The 17,489-nt window shown below is 73.4% G+C and carries 13 protein-coding genes; 11 read left to right on the forward strand and 2 right to left on the reverse strand.

What is annotated here, in order from left to right; all coding sequences use genetic code 11:
• Positions 1–22 precede the first annotated feature (22 nt).
• From ACQEVU_RS33750 to ACQEVU_RS33760, 3 genes are read left to right on the forward strand one after another with little or no spacing between them, the layout of a single operon-like run.
• The gene (locus ACQEVU_RS33750) at positions 23–403 is read left to right on the forward strand and encodes a hypothetical protein (protein WP_433330756.1); all 381 of its coding nucleotides are present in this window, start codon (positions 23–25) and stop codon (positions 401–403) included.
• Positions 400–1,299, forward strand: a complete 900-nt coding sequence (locus ACQEVU_RS33755; protein WP_433330758.1) for a hypothetical protein — start codon at positions 400–402, stop codon at positions 1,297–1,299. Before ACQEVU_RS33750 ends, ACQEVU_RS33755 begins: the two co-directional genes overlap by 4 nt.
• A 14-nt stretch (positions 1,300–1,313) precedes the next feature.
• Positions 1,314–5,483, forward strand: coding sequence for a CHAT domain-containing protein (locus ACQEVU_RS33760; protein WP_433330760.1), 4,170 nt, complete (start codon positions 1,314–1,316; stop codon positions 5,481–5,483).
• A gap of 11 nt (positions 5,484–5,494) precedes the next feature.
• Here ACQEVU_RS33760 and ACQEVU_RS33765 read toward each other — a convergent pair whose 3' ends face one another.
• Complete coding sequence (locus ACQEVU_RS33765; protein WP_433330762.1) at positions 5,495–6,697, reverse strand: LCP family protein; 1,203 nt, start codon at positions 6,695–6,697, stop codon at positions 5,495–5,497.
• Positions 6,698–7,045: 348 nt separating this feature from the next.
• Between ACQEVU_RS33765 and ACQEVU_RS33770 the strand changes: the two genes are divergently transcribed.
• The 5 genes from ACQEVU_RS33770 to ACQEVU_RS33790 all read left to right on the forward strand — a co-directional run bounded on the left by ACQEVU_RS33770 (position 7,046) and on the right by ACQEVU_RS33790 (position 13,640).
• The gene (locus ACQEVU_RS33770) at positions 7,046–7,825 is read left to right on the forward strand and encodes a WecB/TagA/CpsF family glycosyltransferase (protein WP_433335186.1); all 780 of its coding nucleotides are present in this window, start codon (positions 7,046–7,048) and stop codon (positions 7,823–7,825) included.
• A gap of 48 nt (positions 7,826–7,873) precedes the next feature.
• Positions 7,874–9,760 (forward strand): asparagine synthase (glutamine-hydrolyzing), encoded by a 1,887-nt coding sequence (gene asnB / locus ACQEVU_RS33775; RefSeq protein WP_433330764.1) that lies wholly within the window; start codon positions 7,874–7,876, stop codon positions 9,758–9,760.
• A 40-nt stretch (positions 9,761–9,800) separates the two neighbouring features.
• Positions 9,801–10,811, forward strand: a complete 1,011-nt coding sequence (locus ACQEVU_RS33780; RefSeq protein WP_433330766.1) for a sugar transferase — start codon at positions 9,801–9,803, stop codon at positions 10,809–10,811.
• Positions 10,786–12,132, forward strand: a complete 1,347-nt coding sequence (locus ACQEVU_RS33785; RefSeq protein WP_433330768.1) for a hypothetical protein — start codon at positions 10,786–10,788, stop codon at positions 12,130–12,132. The genes ACQEVU_RS33780 and ACQEVU_RS33785 overlap by 26 nt, the downstream gene beginning before the upstream one ends.
• Positions 12,133–12,278: 146 nt before the next feature.
• Complete coding sequence (locus ACQEVU_RS33790) at positions 12,279–13,640, forward strand: hypothetical protein (RefSeq protein ID WP_433330770.1); 1,362 nt, start codon at positions 12,279–12,281, stop codon at positions 13,638–13,640.
• Positions 13,641–13,690: 50 nt separating this feature from the next.
• Here ACQEVU_RS33790 and ACQEVU_RS33795 read toward each other — a convergent pair whose 3' ends face one another.
• On the reverse strand, positions 13,691–14,347 hold the full coding sequence (locus tag ACQEVU_RS33795) for a hypothetical protein (protein ID WP_433330772.1): 657 nt from the start codon (positions 14,345–14,347) through the stop codon (positions 13,691–13,693).
• 149 nt (positions 14,348–14,496) lie between these two features.
• On the opposite strand from ACQEVU_RS33795, the gene ACQEVU_RS33800 reads away from it, so the two are divergent.
• The 3 genes from ACQEVU_RS33800 to ACQEVU_RS33810 all read left to right on the forward strand — a co-directional run bounded on the left by ACQEVU_RS33800 (position 14,497) and on the right by ACQEVU_RS33810 (position 17,489).
• On the forward strand, positions 14,497–15,276 hold the full coding sequence (locus ACQEVU_RS33800) for an SDR family NAD(P)-dependent oxidoreductase (RefSeq protein WP_433330774.1): 780 nt from the start codon (positions 14,497–14,499) through the stop codon (positions 15,274–15,276).
• Between the two features lie 255 nt (positions 15,277–15,531).
• Complete coding sequence (locus ACQEVU_RS33805; RefSeq protein ID WP_433330776.1) at positions 15,532–16,317, forward strand: hypothetical protein; 786 nt, start codon at positions 15,532–15,534, stop codon at positions 16,315–16,317.
• A 269-nt stretch (positions 16,318–16,586) separates the two neighbouring features.
• Positions 16,587–17,489, forward strand: a complete 903-nt coding sequence (locus tag ACQEVU_RS33810) for a cutinase family protein (RefSeq protein ID WP_433330778.1) — start codon at positions 16,587–16,589, stop codon at positions 17,487–17,489.

Consider the following 17,489-nt stretch of genomic DNA (forward strand, 5'->3'; position numbering starts at 1 on the left):
GAGGCATCGATATGGAGGCGGGATGGACTATTCGATCTTGCTCGATCCGGCGGCGCGCCCCGGACCGCTGCCCCGCGTCGAGCTGCCCGCCGGCATGCCGGTGCTGGCGGCGGCCGAGGCCCTCGAGGCGCTGTTCGAGGCCGCGCCCGGCATCCAGGGCGTGTCCGTCGTGGTCGGCGCGGAGGAACTGGGCGCGACCAGCCGGCAGCACATCATGCCGGACGGGCACGTCCGCGGCCTCGGTGACGGCGACGGGGCCAGCCTTCCCGGCTTTTCGGGCAGGTACGAGCTGCTGCGGTACGTCTGCGGAGTCTGCGACGAGGTGACCTACCGCCTGCACGTCGACCCGCGCGACCCACCGGTGTGCCCGCGGGGTCACGGGCCCCTGGAGCCGGCGTCGTGACCTTCGACTCGATGGCCCTCGGCCGGCGGTTCTTCGTCGTGGGCTACCTGCCCACCTACACCGCCGCCGTCTTCCTGCTGCTGCTGATCTGGGCCGGCGCGCCCGGCGCGCTGCACTTCAGCGCCGCCTGGCGGGCGGCGGGCAAACTGACCGCCGGCGACCTGCTGCTCCTGCTGGCCGCCGTCGTGTCGGTGGGGCTGATCCTGCAGCCGTTGCAGCTGGTGCTGCTCCGGCTGCTCGAGGGGTACTGGCCGGCCCGGCTCTCGGGGCCGCCGCGCCGCCGGCAGCTACGGCGCCGGGCCCGGCTGGCGGCGGCGGCCGCGCTGCCCGAGCGGCCCGAGGATCTCGCCGCCGAGGAGGTCAACCGGATCGGGCTGGCCGGAACGCGGCTGCGGCTGCGATATCCGGCCGCGGACCAGGTCCGGGCGACGGCGCTGGGCAACGCGCTGGCCGCGGCGGAGGGCCGGGCGGGCGCCCGCTTCGGCTGGGACGCGGTGGTGGCCTGGCCCCGGCTGTACCCGCTGCTCGGCGACCGGACCCGGACGATCGTCGACGACCGGCGCGACACGGTCGACGCCGCCGCCCGGCTGGCGGTCGTCGCGGCGCTGACCACCGTCGTCACGGTGGCCCTGCTGGGCGCGTCGGGCGGCTGGATCGCGCTGACGCTCGTGCCCCTCGCCGTGTCGTGGCTGTCGTACCGGGGTGCGGTACAGGCGGCCATCGCCTACGGCGAATCCGTGGAGGTGGCGTTCGACCTGCACCGGTTCGATCTGCTGGCCGCGCTGCACCTGCCGCTGCCGGCCGACACCGAGGCGGAGGCCCGGCTGGCCGCCGAACTGTCCGCGCTGTGGCGGCAGGGCAAGCCGGTCCCGTTGACCTACACCCATCCGGCGTAACGGGAGGCGCGGCGGTGCGTGAGTTCCTGCGCAAAGGCCTGATCGTCCGGCTCGAGGGCCGGCTGCACCGCTACGTCGACCGGCACGACCCGTCGGTCCTGCTCGATCCGCGGGCGCTGCGCGAGGCGGACGCGCTGCTGCAGGCCTCGGCGCCCGGTGGCGACCTGTCCGGCATGGACCTGCGCACCGCCAACGTCCTGGCCACCTTCCACTGGATCCGCTGGGCCTCGGGCTCCGAGGACCCGCAACGGGACCTCGCGCTGACCCTCGCGCTGTTCTCGGTCGTCTACGCGGCGGCGCCCGACATGGTGCCCGAGTCGATCGCCGAGGCGCTCACCGCGCCGGACGGTGACGAGCCGGACGACAACGACCTCGCCGTCGCGCTGGTCGGCGAGTTCGAGCGGACCGGCGACATCGCGCATCTCAACCGGGCCATCGACGTGCTGCACGAGCTGGCCGCGGACGCCTCGGCGGAAGCCGGGCACCGGCTCACTGTGCTGTCCAACCTGGCCATCATGGTCGAGAAGCGCTTCTACCACACGGGTTCCTCGGCCGACCTGGACACCGTGCCCGAGCTGTGGCGCACCGCGCTCACGGTACTTTCGGCGGATCAGGGCCGGGATCCGGACGAGGCCCGGGCGCAGCGCGCCCGATACCTGTCCAGCCTGGGGATCGCCCTGCGCAACCGCGCCGACGTCCTCGGCGGCGACAGCGACGCCGAGGAGGCGGTCGCGGTGAGCCGGCAGGCGGTCGAGCTCACCCCGGAGTCGAGCGTCGAGTACCCGCGATACCTGGTGAACCTGGCGGTGGCGCTGCGCCGCCGGTACGACGCCCGGGGCGACGCGCCGGCGCTCGTCCAGGCCACCGAGGCGCTGGACGAGGCGTTGCGCGCCGCCGCGGCGGACCACCCGGACCGGGACGCCATCGTCTCCAGCCTCGGCAACACCTGGTGGACCTGGTTCCGGCGGACCGGCTCCCCCGACGACCTCACGCGGGCGATCGGTCACCTGGAGCAGGCCGTCGCGCTGAACCCGGCGAGGTACACGTACCTGTCGAACCTCGGGGTGGCGCTGCGCGACCGGTTCGTCGTCTCCCAGGACCCGGCCGACCTGGGCCGGGCGGTCGACGTGCTGCGCCGGGCGGCCGACATCGCCGGGCAGGACCCCTCGCTCAGCGCGGATGCGCTGAACCTCCTCGCGGCGAACCTCTCCGCCCAGTCCGAGGACACCGGGGCAGTGTCCGATGTGGACGAGGCGATCGCGGTCGGCGAGCGCGCGCTGGCGCTCACCGTGCCCGGCGATCCGCAGCGCTCGGTGGTGCTCAACACCGTCGGCGTGGCGTTGCGCCGGCGGTACGAGCGCGCCGGCCGGGAGGAGGACGTCGACCGGGCGGTGTCCCTGCTCCGCGAGGCGGCCGGCAACCTGCCGGCGGGCCATCCGGTGCGCTCGATGTGCCTGAGCAACCTGTGCGGGGCCCTGCAGATGCGCTTCAAGCGGACCGGCGCCCTCGACGACATCGACGGCGCGGTCGACGCCGGCCGTCTCGCCGTCGCCGACGCCGGCCCCGCCAACCCGCACCGCGCCATGTACCTGTCCAGCCTCGGCCTGGCCCTGACGACCCGGTTCGACCGCACGGGAGCGGCGGCCGACCTGGCCGAGGCGGTCGAGGCCGGCCGGGCGGCGCGGGACGCGACGCCGCCGGGGCACCCGGACCGGGCCACGAGCGTGAGCAACCTCGGCGTCACGTACCTCGCCCGGTTCGACCGCACGGGCGACGAGGAAGCCCTCGACGGCGCGATCGAGACGTCCCGCGAGGCCGCCGAGGCGACCCCGGTGGGCCATCCCGACCGGCGGATCTACCTGTCGACGCTCGGCTCGGCGCTGCGGACCAGGGCCCACCGCACGGGCCGCCTCGCCGACCTCGACGAGGCCGTCCAGGTCGGGCGCAGGGCCGTGGCCGAGGCCGCCGCCGACCACCCGAGCCTGTACATCGCCGTCGCGAACCTGGCGACGGCGCTCAACGACCGCTTCGAGCACACGGGCGACCTCGACGACCTCGACGAGGCGATCCGGCTCGGCCGCGACGCCGCCGACGCGACCCCGCCGGACCGCCCGGACCGCGCGTCGCTGCTGGGCAACCTCGGTGTGGCCTGGCGGTCCCGCTTCCGGCACACCGGGGACCCGGCCGACCTCGACCAGGCGGTCCGCGCCGGCCAGGAGGCGCTCGAGCACACCGCGCCCGACGATGCCGACCGGTGGCGGCGGCAGTCCAACGCGGGCCTGGCCCTGCTCGACCGGTTCGGGGTCACCGGCGACCGGGACGACCTGGACGCGGCGGTGGCCCTGAAGCGCGAGGCGCTCGCGGCCTGCCCGGCCGACCATGCGGACCGCTTCGGCCTGCTGTCCACGCTGGGCCTCGCGCTGCGCCGCCGGGGCGGCCCGGGCGAGCTGAACCGCGCGATCGACCTGATCCGGGAGGCGGTCGCCGGTGCGCCGGCCGACGCGCCGTCCCGGGCCGGGTACGCCACGAACCTCGGCTTCGCGCTCAAGGACCGCTTCGACGCGACCGGGCAGCGGGCCGACCTCGACGAAGCCGTGGCCTGCTGGCGCGCCGCCGCCGCGGCCGGCAACGGGCCGATCGAGGTCCGCGTCCGCGCGGCCCATGCCTGGGGTACGGCGGCGGCGCAGGTGTCCGACGCCCCGTCCGCGACCGACGGCTTCGCGACCGCGGTCCGCCTGCTGCCGCTGCTGACCTGGCCCGGGCTCGACCGGGAGGTCCGCGAGCGGCAGCTGACCGCCTGGCCGGGCATCGGCAGTGACGCGGCGGCCTGGGCGATCCGCTCGGGCGACCCGTGCCGCGCGGTGGAGCTGCTGGAGCAGGGGCGCTCGATCATGTGGAGCCAGGCGTTCCAGACCCGCGGCGACTTCGCCGAACTGCACGCGACCGCGCCCGAGCTGGGCCGCCGCCTCGACGAGGTCCGTTCGGCGCTGGACAGCCCCCGGCCGGCGCACTCCGGCGAGCTCGAGCGCGGGGTGCGCGAGGACGGCGCGCGCAGCCACCGGCGGCTGGTGGAGCAGTGGGACGCCCTCGTCGAGCAGGTGCGCCGGCTGCCCGGCTTCGGCAACTTCCTCGGCCCCACCCCGTTCGAGGAGCTCCGGCCGGCCGGCGACGACGGGCCGGTGGTGCTCGTCAACGTCAGCGAGTACGGCTGCGCGGCGCTCGTGCTCACGGCCGGGGACCTGCGGGTGGTCGAGCTGCCGGCGCTGACGGTCGAGAACGCCACGGGCCGCGCCGACGCCCTGCTGACGGCGCTGCAGGCGGCCGCCGGGAGCCGGCGCGCGGCGCCGCTGCTGCACCTGCGGCAGGTCCTGCTGGAGACGCTCGACTGGCTGGCCGGCACGGTGGTCGAGCCGGTGCTGGCGGCGGTGGACGGCACGCGGGTGTGGTGGTGCCCGACCGGGCCGCTGACGCTGCTGCCGCTGCACGCCGCCGACCGGTCCGGCGCGGTGGTGTCGTCGTACACGCCGACGCTCGCCGCGCTGCTGCGCGCCCGCACCCCGGCGGCCGCCACCGGGCCCGGCCGGCCCGCCGCGGTCCTGGTGGGCATGCCCGAAACCCCCGGCCAGCCCGACCTGCCGGCGGTCCGCGGCGAGCTCGACGCGGTGCGCGCGCTCGTTCCGTCCGCGGTCGAGCTGGTCGGCCCGGACGCGACCCGCGCGCGGGTCCTGGCGTCGCTGGTGGACGCGGACTGGGCGCACCTGTCCTGCCACGGCGCGCAGGATCTGCTGCGGCCCAACCGGGGCGCCCTGTACCTGCACGACGGCCCGCTGACCGTGGCCGAGGTCGCGCAGCGCCACCTGCGCCATGCGACGCTTGCCTTCCTCTCCGCCTGCCAGACCGCGACGGGCGGCGCGGTCCTGCTCGACGAGGCGATCCACCTCGGCGCCGCGATGCAGTTCGCCGGTTACCGGCACGTCGTCGCCACGCTCTGGTCGATCGCCGACGAACCGGCGCCGCTGGTGGCGAAGGAGTTCTACGCGGCCCTGCTGGCGGGCGAGGGCCCGGCGACGGCGCTGCACCGTGCGGTCGCGCCGCTGCGCTCGGCCCACCCGAACCGCCCGGAGCTCTGGGCCCCGTACGTCCATCTGGGCGGGCACCACCTCACGAGCGGCGACCATACCTAGGGTGGAGCCGGCTATGCGGAGTCGGGCGACACCCAGTCGGGATGGGCCGCGACGAACGCGGGCACGTTGTCGTCGCGGATGGCGGAGAACAGCTTCAGGCTGGTGTCGCTGAGAATCTCCGTGTCCTTGCCGTCGATCAGCTCGGAGTTGAAGGTGCCGCCGTTGGTCTTGAGCATGGTCACGGCGCCCGAGCGGATGTCGCGCAGCGCGAAGAGCCAGTCGGGGATGGAGATCCCGCCGTTGTCGACGGTCATTGCCTGACCGGCGGCGCGCAGGACGCGGTCGAGCTTGACGGGGTTGGTGAGCATGCCGCTGCCGGTGGCCTGTTTCAGTACCGCCTTGAGGAACTGTTGCTGGTGCCGCTGCCGCCCGTAGTCCCCGTCCGGCAGCAGCTCGCGCTGCCGCACGTAGTCCAGGGCCTGCCAGTCGGCCAGGTGCTGGCAGCCGGGCTGGTAGACCTGCGGGGTGACCCCGGGTACGGGAACCGGCCCTTCATCGGTGAGCTCGTACGGCATCTGGTACCGGCCGCGGGCGTCGTGTCCGATGTGGACGGAGACCGTGCGCTCGTCCACGCACATGTTCACGCCGCCCAGGGCCGCCACCAGCGACTTGAACCCGGAGAAGTCGACGATCGCCCCGCCGTTGAACGAGATCCCGGTCAGCTTCTTGATCGTCAAGGCGAGCAGTTCGAACCCGCCCGCCCGGCCGGCGCCGTTGCCGTAGCCGTCGGGAAACGCCGCGTTGATTTTGTCGCTGCCGCCCTCGAATCGGCTCTTCGAGTACGACGGGATCGACACATAGGAGTCCCTGGGCACCGACGCCAGGTAGGCGGCGTCGTGGCTCGCCGGGATGTGCACGATCAGGATCGAGTCCGCGTTGCGGTCGGAGTCCGGATCGTCGTTGCGTTCGTCGATCCCGACCAGCAGGAGGTTGATCGGCCCGTCGATGCTGACATGCGGGGTCCCCGCGTCGCCGAGCAGGCTCTGCTGCCCGATCGAGTCGGTGTAGCGGTGCAGCAGCACCCGGGAGCCGGCGATGCCGGCGGCGCTGACCACGATCAGCAGCGCCCCGAGGGCGACCAGCACCCGGGCCCAGCGTGGGCGGCGGCCGGACCGCCGCGGCCGGCCGGCGGCCTCGGGGACGGCCAATGCGTGCGGCGGAACGCCGGCCCGCGCGCTCACCCGGCCGCGCGGGTCGGGGAATGGTTTGCCCATAACGTGTCCACTGTCCTCGAACCGGTGCGCCGGGAGCCGACATCTGCGTGACCTGGCAAGCATAAAAGCCACGCACCGGGCCGGACGGCGTATCCACAGGTGATAACGCAGGTGGGGGCCGGGGAACACCTCGGCGATGCCGTGACGGCCACCGGCCCGCCCCCTCCGCAAGTCACCTCCGCCTCGCCGCCGGGCGGCGTTTATCGGCAGTCGCGTGGGTACAGGCGCGCTCAGCATCCCGCAGCTGAGGCCGGCGTTCGTTGCCTCGAGCCGGTCGGCGTGGCCGGCGCGTGTCGGCGGGGCGAGAGGAAAGGAAGATCGTTGGTCGACGCGGGAAAACGCAGCGTCATGGGGGTGCTGGTCAACGTCATCGACTACGACGCGGCGATCGCGAAGGTGTTCGCGGCCGCCGAGCAGCGGCGCCCGTTCATCCTCACCGCGCTGGCTGTGCACGGCGTGATGACCGGGGTGTCCGATCGGCGGCACAACGCCCGGCTCAACGCCTTCGACGTGGTCGCCCCGGACGGCCAGCCGGTGCGATGGGCGCTGAACCTGCTGCACCAGTCCGGGCTGCGCGAGTGGGTGAGCGGGCCGGAGCTGACGTCCCGGGTGCTGGCGCGCGCCGCGGCGCAGCAGCTGCCGGTGTACCTGTACGGATCCACGCCTCGCACCGTCGCGAGGCTGGTCGGGGCGCTGGCCCGGACGAACCCGGGGCTGCGGATCGCCGGCGCCGAACCGTCGCGGTTCCGTGACGCCGAGCCGGGCGAGTACGCCCGCATCGCCGAACGCATCAACGCGTCGGGGGCCCGCCTGGTCCTCGTCGGTCTCGGCTGTCCGCGGCAGGAGTCCTTCGTCCACGCGATGCGGCCGCTGCTCACCATGCCGCTGCTCGCCGTCGGCGCCGCCTTCGACTATCACGCGGGGCTGCTGAGCTACGCACCGCGCTGGATGCAGCGCAACGGCCTGGCGTGGACGTGGCGGCTGCTGCTCGAGCCGCGCCGGCTGTGGCGGCGCTACCTGGTCCTCGGCCCCCGCTACGTCGTGCGGCTCTCGGCGCAGAAGGCGGGCCTGTGGGAGCCGCTGGTACCCGTGCCCTCGCACCGGCCGGCCGAGCCCGCACCGGTCTGACCGCGCCGCCTGTTCATCGACGAGACCGAGGCGGAGGACTGGGCACACATGTGCGGAATCGCCGGAATGGTAGTGGCCGACGACGGGCCAGCCGTGGACGAGGACCGGTTGCGCGCCATGTGCGCCAGCCTCGCCCACCGCGGCCCGGACGAGGACGGCTTCTTCATCGCACCCACCGCCGGCCTCGCGGTGCGCCGGCTGGCGGTCATCGACGTGCTGCACGGCCGGCAGCCGGTGCGGTCCGAGGACGGCACCGTGCACGCGGTGCTCAACGGCGAGATCTACAACCATCGAAGGCTTCGGCAGTACCTCGCCGCGCGCGGCCACACCTTCCGCTCCGGCAACGACGCCGAGGTGATCCCGCACCTGTACGAGGAGTTCGGCACCGGCTTCGCGCGGCACCTGGAGGGCATGTTCGCCGTCGCCCTGTACGACAGCGCCAACCACCGCCTGGTCCTGTGCCGCGACCGGGTCGGGGTGAAGCCGCTGCACTACGCGGAGCGCCCCGACGGCCTCGTGTTCGGCTCGGAGATCAAGGCGGTGCTGTGCGCGATCCCCGATCGGACACCGGACCTGCAGGCGTTCAGCGCGTACCTGTCGCTGATGTACGTGCCCGCGCCGCGGACCATGTACCGGGAGATCCGCAAGCTCGAGCCCGGCACGACGCTGGTCTGGCAGGACAACCGCAGCACGCTGCAGCGGTACTGGGCGCTCGCCGACGTGCCGCACCGGGCGTACCTCACCGCCCCCCGCGCGTCGGCGATCCTGCGCGACATCGTGGTCGACTGCGTCCGCCAGCAGATGGAGGCCGACGTGCCGGTGGGCTTCTTCCTCAGCGGCGGCATGGACTCCGGCACGGTCGTCGCGGCCGCCCGCCGCGCGCTGCCCGACGCCACGCTGAAGACCTTCTCGGTGGGCTTCGCCGACCGGTCGTACGACGAGCGCGCCGAGGCCGCCGTCGCCGCGGCCCGGTTCGGCACCGACCACACCGAGCTCGTGGTCGAACCGTCGGCGCAGGACGTCGTGGACAGCATCCTGCCGGCCTTCGACGAGCCGTTCGCCGACCCGTCGATGGTGCCCACGTACTACCTGTGCCGGCTCGCCCGCCGGGAGGTCACGGTGGCGTTGAGCGGCGACGGCGGGGACGAGCTGTTCGCCGGCTACCAGACGTACCAGGCCGACAAGTACGCCCGCTACTACCGCCACCTGCCGCGTGCGGTGACGGCCCGGATGGTGCCGAGCCTGCTGCGCTTCCTTCCGCGCTCCAGCGCCCGGGCGAGCTTCGACTTCAAGGCCCGCCGCTTCGTCGAGAACGCCCTGGAGGAGCCCGGCCGCAGCCACTACCTGTGGCGGGTCGTGTTCCGGGAGGCGCACAAGGCGCGGCTGCTGCAGCCGGACGTGTTCGCCGAGCTGAGCGACACGTACGACACGCACGAGGGGCACTACGAGGCCGGCGCCGGCTTCGACCGGCTGACCCGCTTCCAGTACACCGACGCCCACGTCTACCTGCCCGACGACGTGCTGACGAAGGTCGACCGGGTGAGCATGGCGCACTCCCTGGAGGTGCGGGTGCCGCTGCTGGCCACGCCGATGCTCGAGTTCGCCTTCTCGTTGCCCGGCCGGTTGAAGTTTCCGGGACGGCGGCCGAAGTGGCTGCTGCGGCGGGCGATGGCCGGCCTGCTGCCGCCGCGGACGCTCGCCATGGGCAAGAAGGGCTTCAACGCCCCGCTCCCGCACTGGCTGCGCGGCGAGTTCCGGCCGCTGGTGCGCGAGTACCTGTGCCGCGACGTCCTGCGGCGGCAGGGCTATCTGCGCTTCGACGCGGTGCACGAGATCGTCGAGCGTCACCTCAGCGGTGGGGCCGAACACGCCCGCGAGATCTGGATCCTGCTGCTGTTCACCATGTGGGCCGAGCAGGAGAAGGCATACCGATGACGACGGCGCCTGCCCGCCTGCCCTGGAGGTACGAAATCCCGTGAGAATCTGGGTGCTGCTGTTCCCGCTGTTGCTGGCGCTCCTGCCCGCCGTCGTCCTCACCTCCTCCGTCCCGCCGCGGGTCCGGGCGTGGGCCTGCCGGATCGCCTTCGTCGTCACCGCGGCGCTGATCGCCGCGCCGTGGATCTGGCTGCGCCTGGGGCACGAGGTGCCGGCGCGGGTCGCCATGATCCTGATCACCGGGTCGTTCGCCGGCGGGATCGTGCTCAGCGGCGCCACCGCCGGGATCGTCGAGGACAACGCGCCGCCGTCGGCCGAGGTCCAGCATGCGGTCCTGCGGTACCACACAGGCCGTGCCGCGCGCCCGGAACCGCGGGGCAAGCGGCTGATGGACGTGACCGGCGCCCTCCTCGGCCTCACGCTCACGCTGCCGCTGTGGCCGATCATCGGACTGCTCATCTGGTTCGAGGAGCCCGGGCCGATCTTCTTCACCAAGAACTCCGTCGGCCGCGGCGGCCGCACGTTCCGGCAGTTCAAGTTCCGCAGCATGCAGTACGGCGCCGAGCGGCTCACGGGGCCGATCGTGTCCCCCGCCGGTGACCCGCGCACGCTGCGGATCGGTCGCCGGCTGCGCCACTGGCACATTGACGAGCTCCCCGAGCTGATCAACGTGCTCAACGGCTCGATGAGCCTGGTCGGGCCGCGGCCGCTGCGCACCGTGCTCGTCCGCAAGCATCTCGAGTCGGTCCGCGGTTACGCCGAACGGCACACGGTGCGGCCCGGCATCGCGTGCATCGCCCAGATCGAGAAGTTCCACATGCCGCCGCAGGAGCGGCTGGCGAAGGACCTCGCGTACATCGAGCACCAGAGCGTGCGGCTCGACCTGCAGCTGCTCGTCCGCGCCGTGCTGAGCACGGTCCGCGGCGAGCGTCACTACGACGAGCCGGTGATCCCCGCGCCCGCGCCGGCGTCCGCCGCCGTTCCGGCGGGCCGGACCGACGCAGAGCGGCCGAGGGTGGTCGAGCATGCCGGCCACGCTCAGGACGCCTGAGCGGACGCGCATCCGGGGCACCCGGGGCCGGCTCGTCGGCGCCGGGCTGCTCGACCAGGTGGTGATCGCCGCCGCCAACTCGGCGAACACCCTCCTGGGCGGGGTCCTGCTGCCCAAGGGGCGCTTCGGCGCGCTCGCCCTGGCGCTGGCGGTGGGCTACTTCGCGACGTGCCTCAATCGGGCCGTCGTCGGTGACGTGCTGCTGGCGCTGGCGTCGCGGTACGACGGCGAGCCCCGTGCGCGGCTGGCCCGCAACGGCCTGGCCACCGCGCTGTGCTCGGGCCTGATCACGGGCGTTGTCTTCGTGGCCCTGTGGGCCCTCTCCCCCGGCCGCGGCGAGATCGACCTGCACCAGCTCATCTGGATCGCGCCGTTCACGGTCCCGGTCATGCTGCACGACACCGCCCGCGCCGATTACCTGGCCGACCGCCGCCCCGACAAGGCCCTCGGCATCGACCTGGTCTGGGCCGGCACCCAGGCCGTCGCGGTCGCCGTCATGGTCCTCACCCGCACCCCCAGCGCCGGCGGGCTGCTCACCGCCTGGGGCCTCGGCGCCACCGCCGGCATCACTGTCTACCTGCTGCGCGAGCGCCGCCTGCCGTGGCAGGGCAGCCCGCGCGCCTGGCTCCGCGAGACCCGCCACCTCTCGGGCTGGTTCACCGCCACCGCGATCGTCGCCCAGGTGCAGGTCCTGGCGATCAGCCTGGTCGTCGCCGGCCGCCTGTCCAGGATCGACCTGGCCAACCTGCGCTTCGTGCAGACCGTGCAGCTCCAGCCCGTACAAAACCTGGTCACTGCCGTCCAGAGCCTGCTGGTCCCCCGCGCCTCGCGCGACGCCGCCGACGCCGCCGAGCCCGGCCCGGACGGCGCCCGCGCCGCCGTCGCACTGCGCCGCCGGACCCGCCGGCTGGTGATCGCCTTCGCGGTCATCGGCGCACTCATGGTGCTCACCGCCTGGCCCGTCGTCTCCCACGTGCTGGTCCGCACGCACAAGTTCGCCGAGGCCGCCCCGCTGGCCCTGCCCATCGCGCTGCAATGCGCGCTGTACCTGCTGCAGGTCCCCTTCACCGCCGCCATGCGCGGCATGCACCGCGCCCGGATGCTGTTCGTGCAGTACGTCGTCTTCGTCGTCGTCTCCCTCAGCGGCCTCACCCTCGGGGCCGGCCACGCCGGCCTGCGCGGCGCCGCCTGGGGCCTGCTCACCGGCTCGACCGCCAGCCTGCTCTGCATGGCCGGCCTCTACGCCTACGCCGTGCAACGGGTCCGGCCCCGGGCGCCCATGGCCGCGCGGACGGCCAGGCTCGCGGGTAGCCATAGCTAATACGTATTAGCGTCTTGACTTACCGTAGCGTGCCGTCCACGATGCGATAACACGCAGGTAATCCGCGTCCGTCCACTGTGGAACCCCAGCACCCGGACGGTCTGTCGTGCCCGTCGCGCGACCGCCGCCCACCAGGGAGAAGATCTGTGACATCTCAGCGCCTCGCCCGCCGTACTGCATACGCTGCGGCTACTGGACTCGTCACCGCCGCCCTCGCCGCGACCCCGGCCGCTACCGCGTCGCCGGCCGCCGCCGCGTTCAGCTTTCCCAGCTTCACCTATGTCGGCACGGCGTTCGACAAGAGCCAGATGAAGTACAACCCGACGAACGAGTTCATCTTCCCGAGCGTCATCCGGGCGGCCGACTACTTCGCCCACCCGCTCGGCACCTACTACCTGTACTACGCGCCGCACGAGAAGCCGGGCGGCATCTCGCTGGCCTATTCGGACTCCATCAACGGACCGTGGACCGAGTACCCGAGCAACCCGCTGATCTCCAACACCTGGTTGCCGTACTACAACACGGTCAGCCACATCTCCTCACCGCACGCCATCTGGATCGAGGGCGAGCAGAAGCTGTTCCTCTACTTCCACGGCGAGAACTCGATCACCCGGTACGCCACCTCCGACGACGGCATCCACTTCGAGTACGGCGGCGCGGCGGTCCAGAGCGACGCCAGCACCGGCCGCGAGACCTCGTACGCCCGGGTCTTCGAGCAGTCGATTCCGCGGCTCGGCAGCAGGTACCTGATGCTGTTCATGGACAACCCGATCAACGCGCTGCCCGGCCCGACCGGCCCGGTGGCGCGGCGCATCCGCTGGGCCGTCTCCACCGACGCCCGGAACTGGACGATCCAGCCGCAACCGATCGTCACCCCGCAGGGCGACGAAGGCCCCAATGCCTCCGGCCCCTTCTACCTGCGCTGGCAGGACCGCAACCTCGTGATCTACCACGCCGCCGACGGGGACATGCACGCCGTGGACGTCGGCGAGAACTTCGACCAGGAGATCCACCTCGGCGTCGTGCACGACTCGATGACGGCCGCGCCGGACCTGGGCCGCTCCGCGGCGCCCACCTTCTACTTCGACGGCACCACCGTCCACATGTACTACGAGGCCGGTGCGCGGCTCACCGCCACCATCGGGCACGCGGTCGCCACCCTGGACGAGCCGCTGCCCGAGCGGCGGCTGGACTGCACCGTCGACCAGCCGCGGCTGTGGCCGCCGAACCACCGCATGGTCGACGTCAACGTGCGCGTCGACCTCCCGGACGGCGTCCTCGGGCCGCGCGCGTTCCAGCTCGCCGACGTCACCGGCGGCGACGCGGCGGACGTCGCGGGATTCGTCTCCGGGCAGCCGTCGCTGACGGGGCAGCTGCGCGCCGAGCGCGCCGGCAACGGCGGCGACCGGGTCTACACGCTGACCTATCGCGGCCACGACGAGATCGGCCGCCCGGTCGGCTGCGCCGTCACGGTCACCGTTGCGCACGACCAGGGCCAGGACGGCTGACCACCGCCGGCCGGGACCGCGCGCGGTCCCGGCCGGCCGTACCGGGCTGCTCACCCGAACAGGTACTTGATCCAGCCGGCCTGCAGCACCGGGGAGTTGACCTGCTTGGCGGCGTACATCATGTGCTTGACCGCCTCGCCCGTCGTCTGCTCCGGACGCTGCGCCACCAGCGGCAGGTCGCTGCTGACCCAGACCTGCCCGCTGTGCGGCTCGTAGGCCACCATCGTGCCGCCGGGCTGCGCGCCATGGTGCACGCCGAGCGCGCCGTTCAACTGGCCCCGCGCGGCCGGGACCAGGTTCAGCCCTTCGTACCAGTTGGTGTTCGGGATCTTCTCCGACGTGAGTGCGGCCGCCCACCCCGTCTCGAAGTCGGCGCCCCGGCCCCGGCCGCCGGTGATGTACACCTCGAGCTGCCGCCGGGCGTTGTCGTCGTCCCGCGAGATGCCCAGTTGCACCCGGATGCAGTAGTCCAGGAACGCGCTCGCGAGCGCGCACTCGGTCGCCGAGTCGCTGCTCCCCGGCGGCGACATGTGCCCCAGGCACCCGGTCCGCCGGGCCGGGTTGTGGACCACGACGCCCACGCAGTTGCTCAGCGACTGGGTGTACACCGCCACACCCGAGTGCGAGACGGCCAGCTCGTCCGTGCCGATGTGCACGGACGCGGGCACCCCGCCAACGGTGTGCATGGTGAACTGATTGATGATCATCGCTTGTCCCTCTCCGCGTTACGTTTGCGGGAAGGACGCCGGACCGTCGCGGGGCGATACGCGCTGTCCGGATCGAGACAGCGCGCGACCGGTGCGGCCGGATGCGCGCCGCCACGGCGGCGGCATCCTGCACCAGGAGAGGATCTCCCATGCCCACCACCTCCAGCACCGACGACTACGCCACCGGCCGGGTCGCCCTCGTCACCGGGGCCAGCCGCCCGCACGGCCTCGGGGTCGCCGTCGCCCACGAGCTTGCGGCACACGGCTTCCATGCCGTCCTGGCCGGCCGCGACCTCGACGAGACCCGGCTGCGGGCCGAGGAGATGTCCGCCGCCGGCTTCGCGGCCACCGCGGTACGCATCGACCTGAGCGATCCCGCGACCATCGCCGAGGCCGCCGCGCGGATCCGTGCCGAGTTCGGCCGGCTCGACGCGCTGATCCACAACGCCGCCCTGATGCCCGACTGGGACACGTTCCGGCTCCTGGAGGCCGATGCCGGCGCCGTACGCGCCGCGTTCGAAGTGAGCGTCTTCGGCCCGTGGGCACTCACCCAGGCCTGCCTGCCGCTGCTGGAGGCGGCGCCGGCGGCCCGGATCGTCACGGTGTCCAGCGGCGCCGCGATGCAGGTCCGCGCCGGCGCCGCGCTGCCCCGCCCCGTCGGCGCGCCGGGGTACTCGATGGCCAAGTTCACCGCCGACGCCCTGACCGCCTCGCTGGCCGTCGAGCTGCGCGACGCCGGGATCCTGGCCAACTCCGTCGACCCCGGGCAGTTCGCCAGCCATCCCGAGCTCGGCGACGACAACGACGGGCGCCCGACGGCCGAGAGCGCACGCTGGGTGGCGTGGGCGGCGATGCTGCCGGCCGGCGGCCCGACCGGTGTGCTCTTCGAGGACGGCAAGCCGGTCGACCCCGGCGCCGACGCGGTCTGAAACTCCAGGGGGCCGGCTGTCCCGGGCGGCAAGGGTCAGCGTCCCGAACGGGCCGGGAAGAAGGTCCCGAGCACCGTCGTCAGGGTTGGGCAGACGTGCGAGGCGGGCCGGCGGTTGCACGGCATCATGGCGGAGTCGGGAACTCGATCAGGCCCGTGAAGTGCGGCGATGCGGCGCCTACGGTGGCCCAACCGTCCACGAGGGACGGTGACGGTCGGCTATCCGCGGACCGCCTGAAGCAAGGAGCCCGCATTCATGAGAAGCACACTCGTCCGCGCCGGCATCCCGGTGCTGCTGGCACTGTTCGCCGCTGTCGCGGCACCCGGCGCACCTGCACATGCGGCGTCGATGTGCAATCAGCCCGAACCCCCGCCGAGCTGCAACGGCGGGGGCGGGGACCCGGACCCCGGTCCCGTCGACAGCCCGCCCCGCGGCGCGTTCGACACGATGACGTTCGTGGGCAACGGCGTGAACGTCACCGGCTGGGCCGCCGACCCCGACGGCAGCGGCCCGCTGCTGGTCGACATCTGGATCGACGGCGCGTTCGCCAAGACGCTGACCGCCAACACCTACCGCCCCGACGTCGCCGCCGTGTACCCGTCCTTCGGCGCCTACCGCGGCTACGACGCCTTCGTGCCCTCGCGCCACGGCGCCCACAGCGTCTGCGCGTGGGCGATCAACGTGACCCCGGCCGGCGCCACCCCGCTGGCCAACCGGCAGCTCGGCTGCAAGACCTACGACGTGCCGGTGGCCACGAACATCCAGTCCTTCTACGACTACACCGCCGGCCAGTGGATGATCGCGTTCGATGACAACGTCCTCGGCGAGACCCGCTTCGACGTCCGCTGGGACTACTACGTGTGGCAGACGATCCCGGGCAGCAGCGTGAGGATCGCGGCGCCCCGGACGCTGACCTACACGCTGCCGCCGCATGACGGCACCGGCCGGGTGTCGGTGCCGGGCACGCGTCCGGCCAACGCGACGAGCCTCACCATCACGGCGCCCGGCTTCGGCAGCGTCAGCACCACCGCCCTGTACTGACGGCGCACGCTCGGCCCGGTGCTGCGCGCACCGGGCCGGGCCGGCGCGCGGTTCGCTGGCGGGCAGTACGACACGTTCCGCCGGGCCGGGTGGCGTGAAGCTGCACTGCGAGTGCCGATTCTTTCGGGACCTTGATTTCCGGCTTAAGTTCCCGCGCCGGCCTTCCCTGAGCAGCCCGAACGGCGCGAGGCTGGGTCCGGCCAGCGCACGTGATCGGTGTTCGTGGAGGATGCTCAGTGGCAAGTTGGAAGCGCGTAGGGTCCCGCCGGTTGACGGCAGTCACGGTACTGACGGGCGCGCTGCTCGTCGGCGGGGCACTGACCGCGCCGTTCGCCTCCGCGTCGGTCCGGGGCGGCGACGGGTCCGGCGCCGGCCTCGTCCAGCGGTGGCTCTCCTGGTACAGCCACCGATCGGGCCACGCATCCCAGCCGGCGCCGTGGCCGGCCGCCGGTCCGGCGTCGTGGCCGACCGGCTGGCCGGCCCAGCCGGGCGTGGCCGGCCTCGGCGCGGCGCCCGGCACCGCCGCGGCACCCCCGAGCGCACCGGCACCGGCGACGGCCTCAGCACCGGCGACGGCCGCGGCACCGGCGACGGGGGCCCCGGCCCGCGGCGGCAGCTGCGCCGATGTGGAGGTCGTGTTCGCTCGCGGCACCGGTGACCTTCCCGGCCTCGGCGTGCTGGGCACCCCGCTCGTCAGCGCGATCCGCTCCGCGCTGCCCGGCCGCACCGTCAACGCGTACGGCGTGAACTACGCCGCCGAAGCGTCGCAGGCCAGCGCCGGGCCCGGCGCCACGGACATGAGCCGGCACGTGCGCACGGTCGCGGCGGCGTGCCCCGGCACCAGGTTCGTCATCGGGGGGTACTCCCAGGGGGCGACCGTCACCGACATCGCGATCGGCATCCCCTTCGGTACGTCCACCGGCGAGGCGATCCCGGCCGGGCTCGCTTCGCGGGTGGCGGCCGTGGTCGTCTTCGGCAACCCGCTCGGCATCATGCACCAGACCATCACCCAGCGCAGCCCGGTCTACGGGCCCAAGGCCAAGGAGTTCTGCAGCGTCGGCGACCCGATCTGCGGCAACGGCGCCAACTCGATGGCCCACCTGCAGTACATGACCGACGGCTCGGTCCAGCAGGCCGCCCAGTTCGCGGCCGGCAAGGTCACCGGCGCCTGA

It is taken from the genome of Dactylosporangium sp. CA-139066, from assembly GCF_050936175.1.
Taxonomy (GTDB): Bacteria; Actinomycetota; Actinomycetes; order Mycobacteriales; family Micromonosporaceae; genus Dactylosporangium.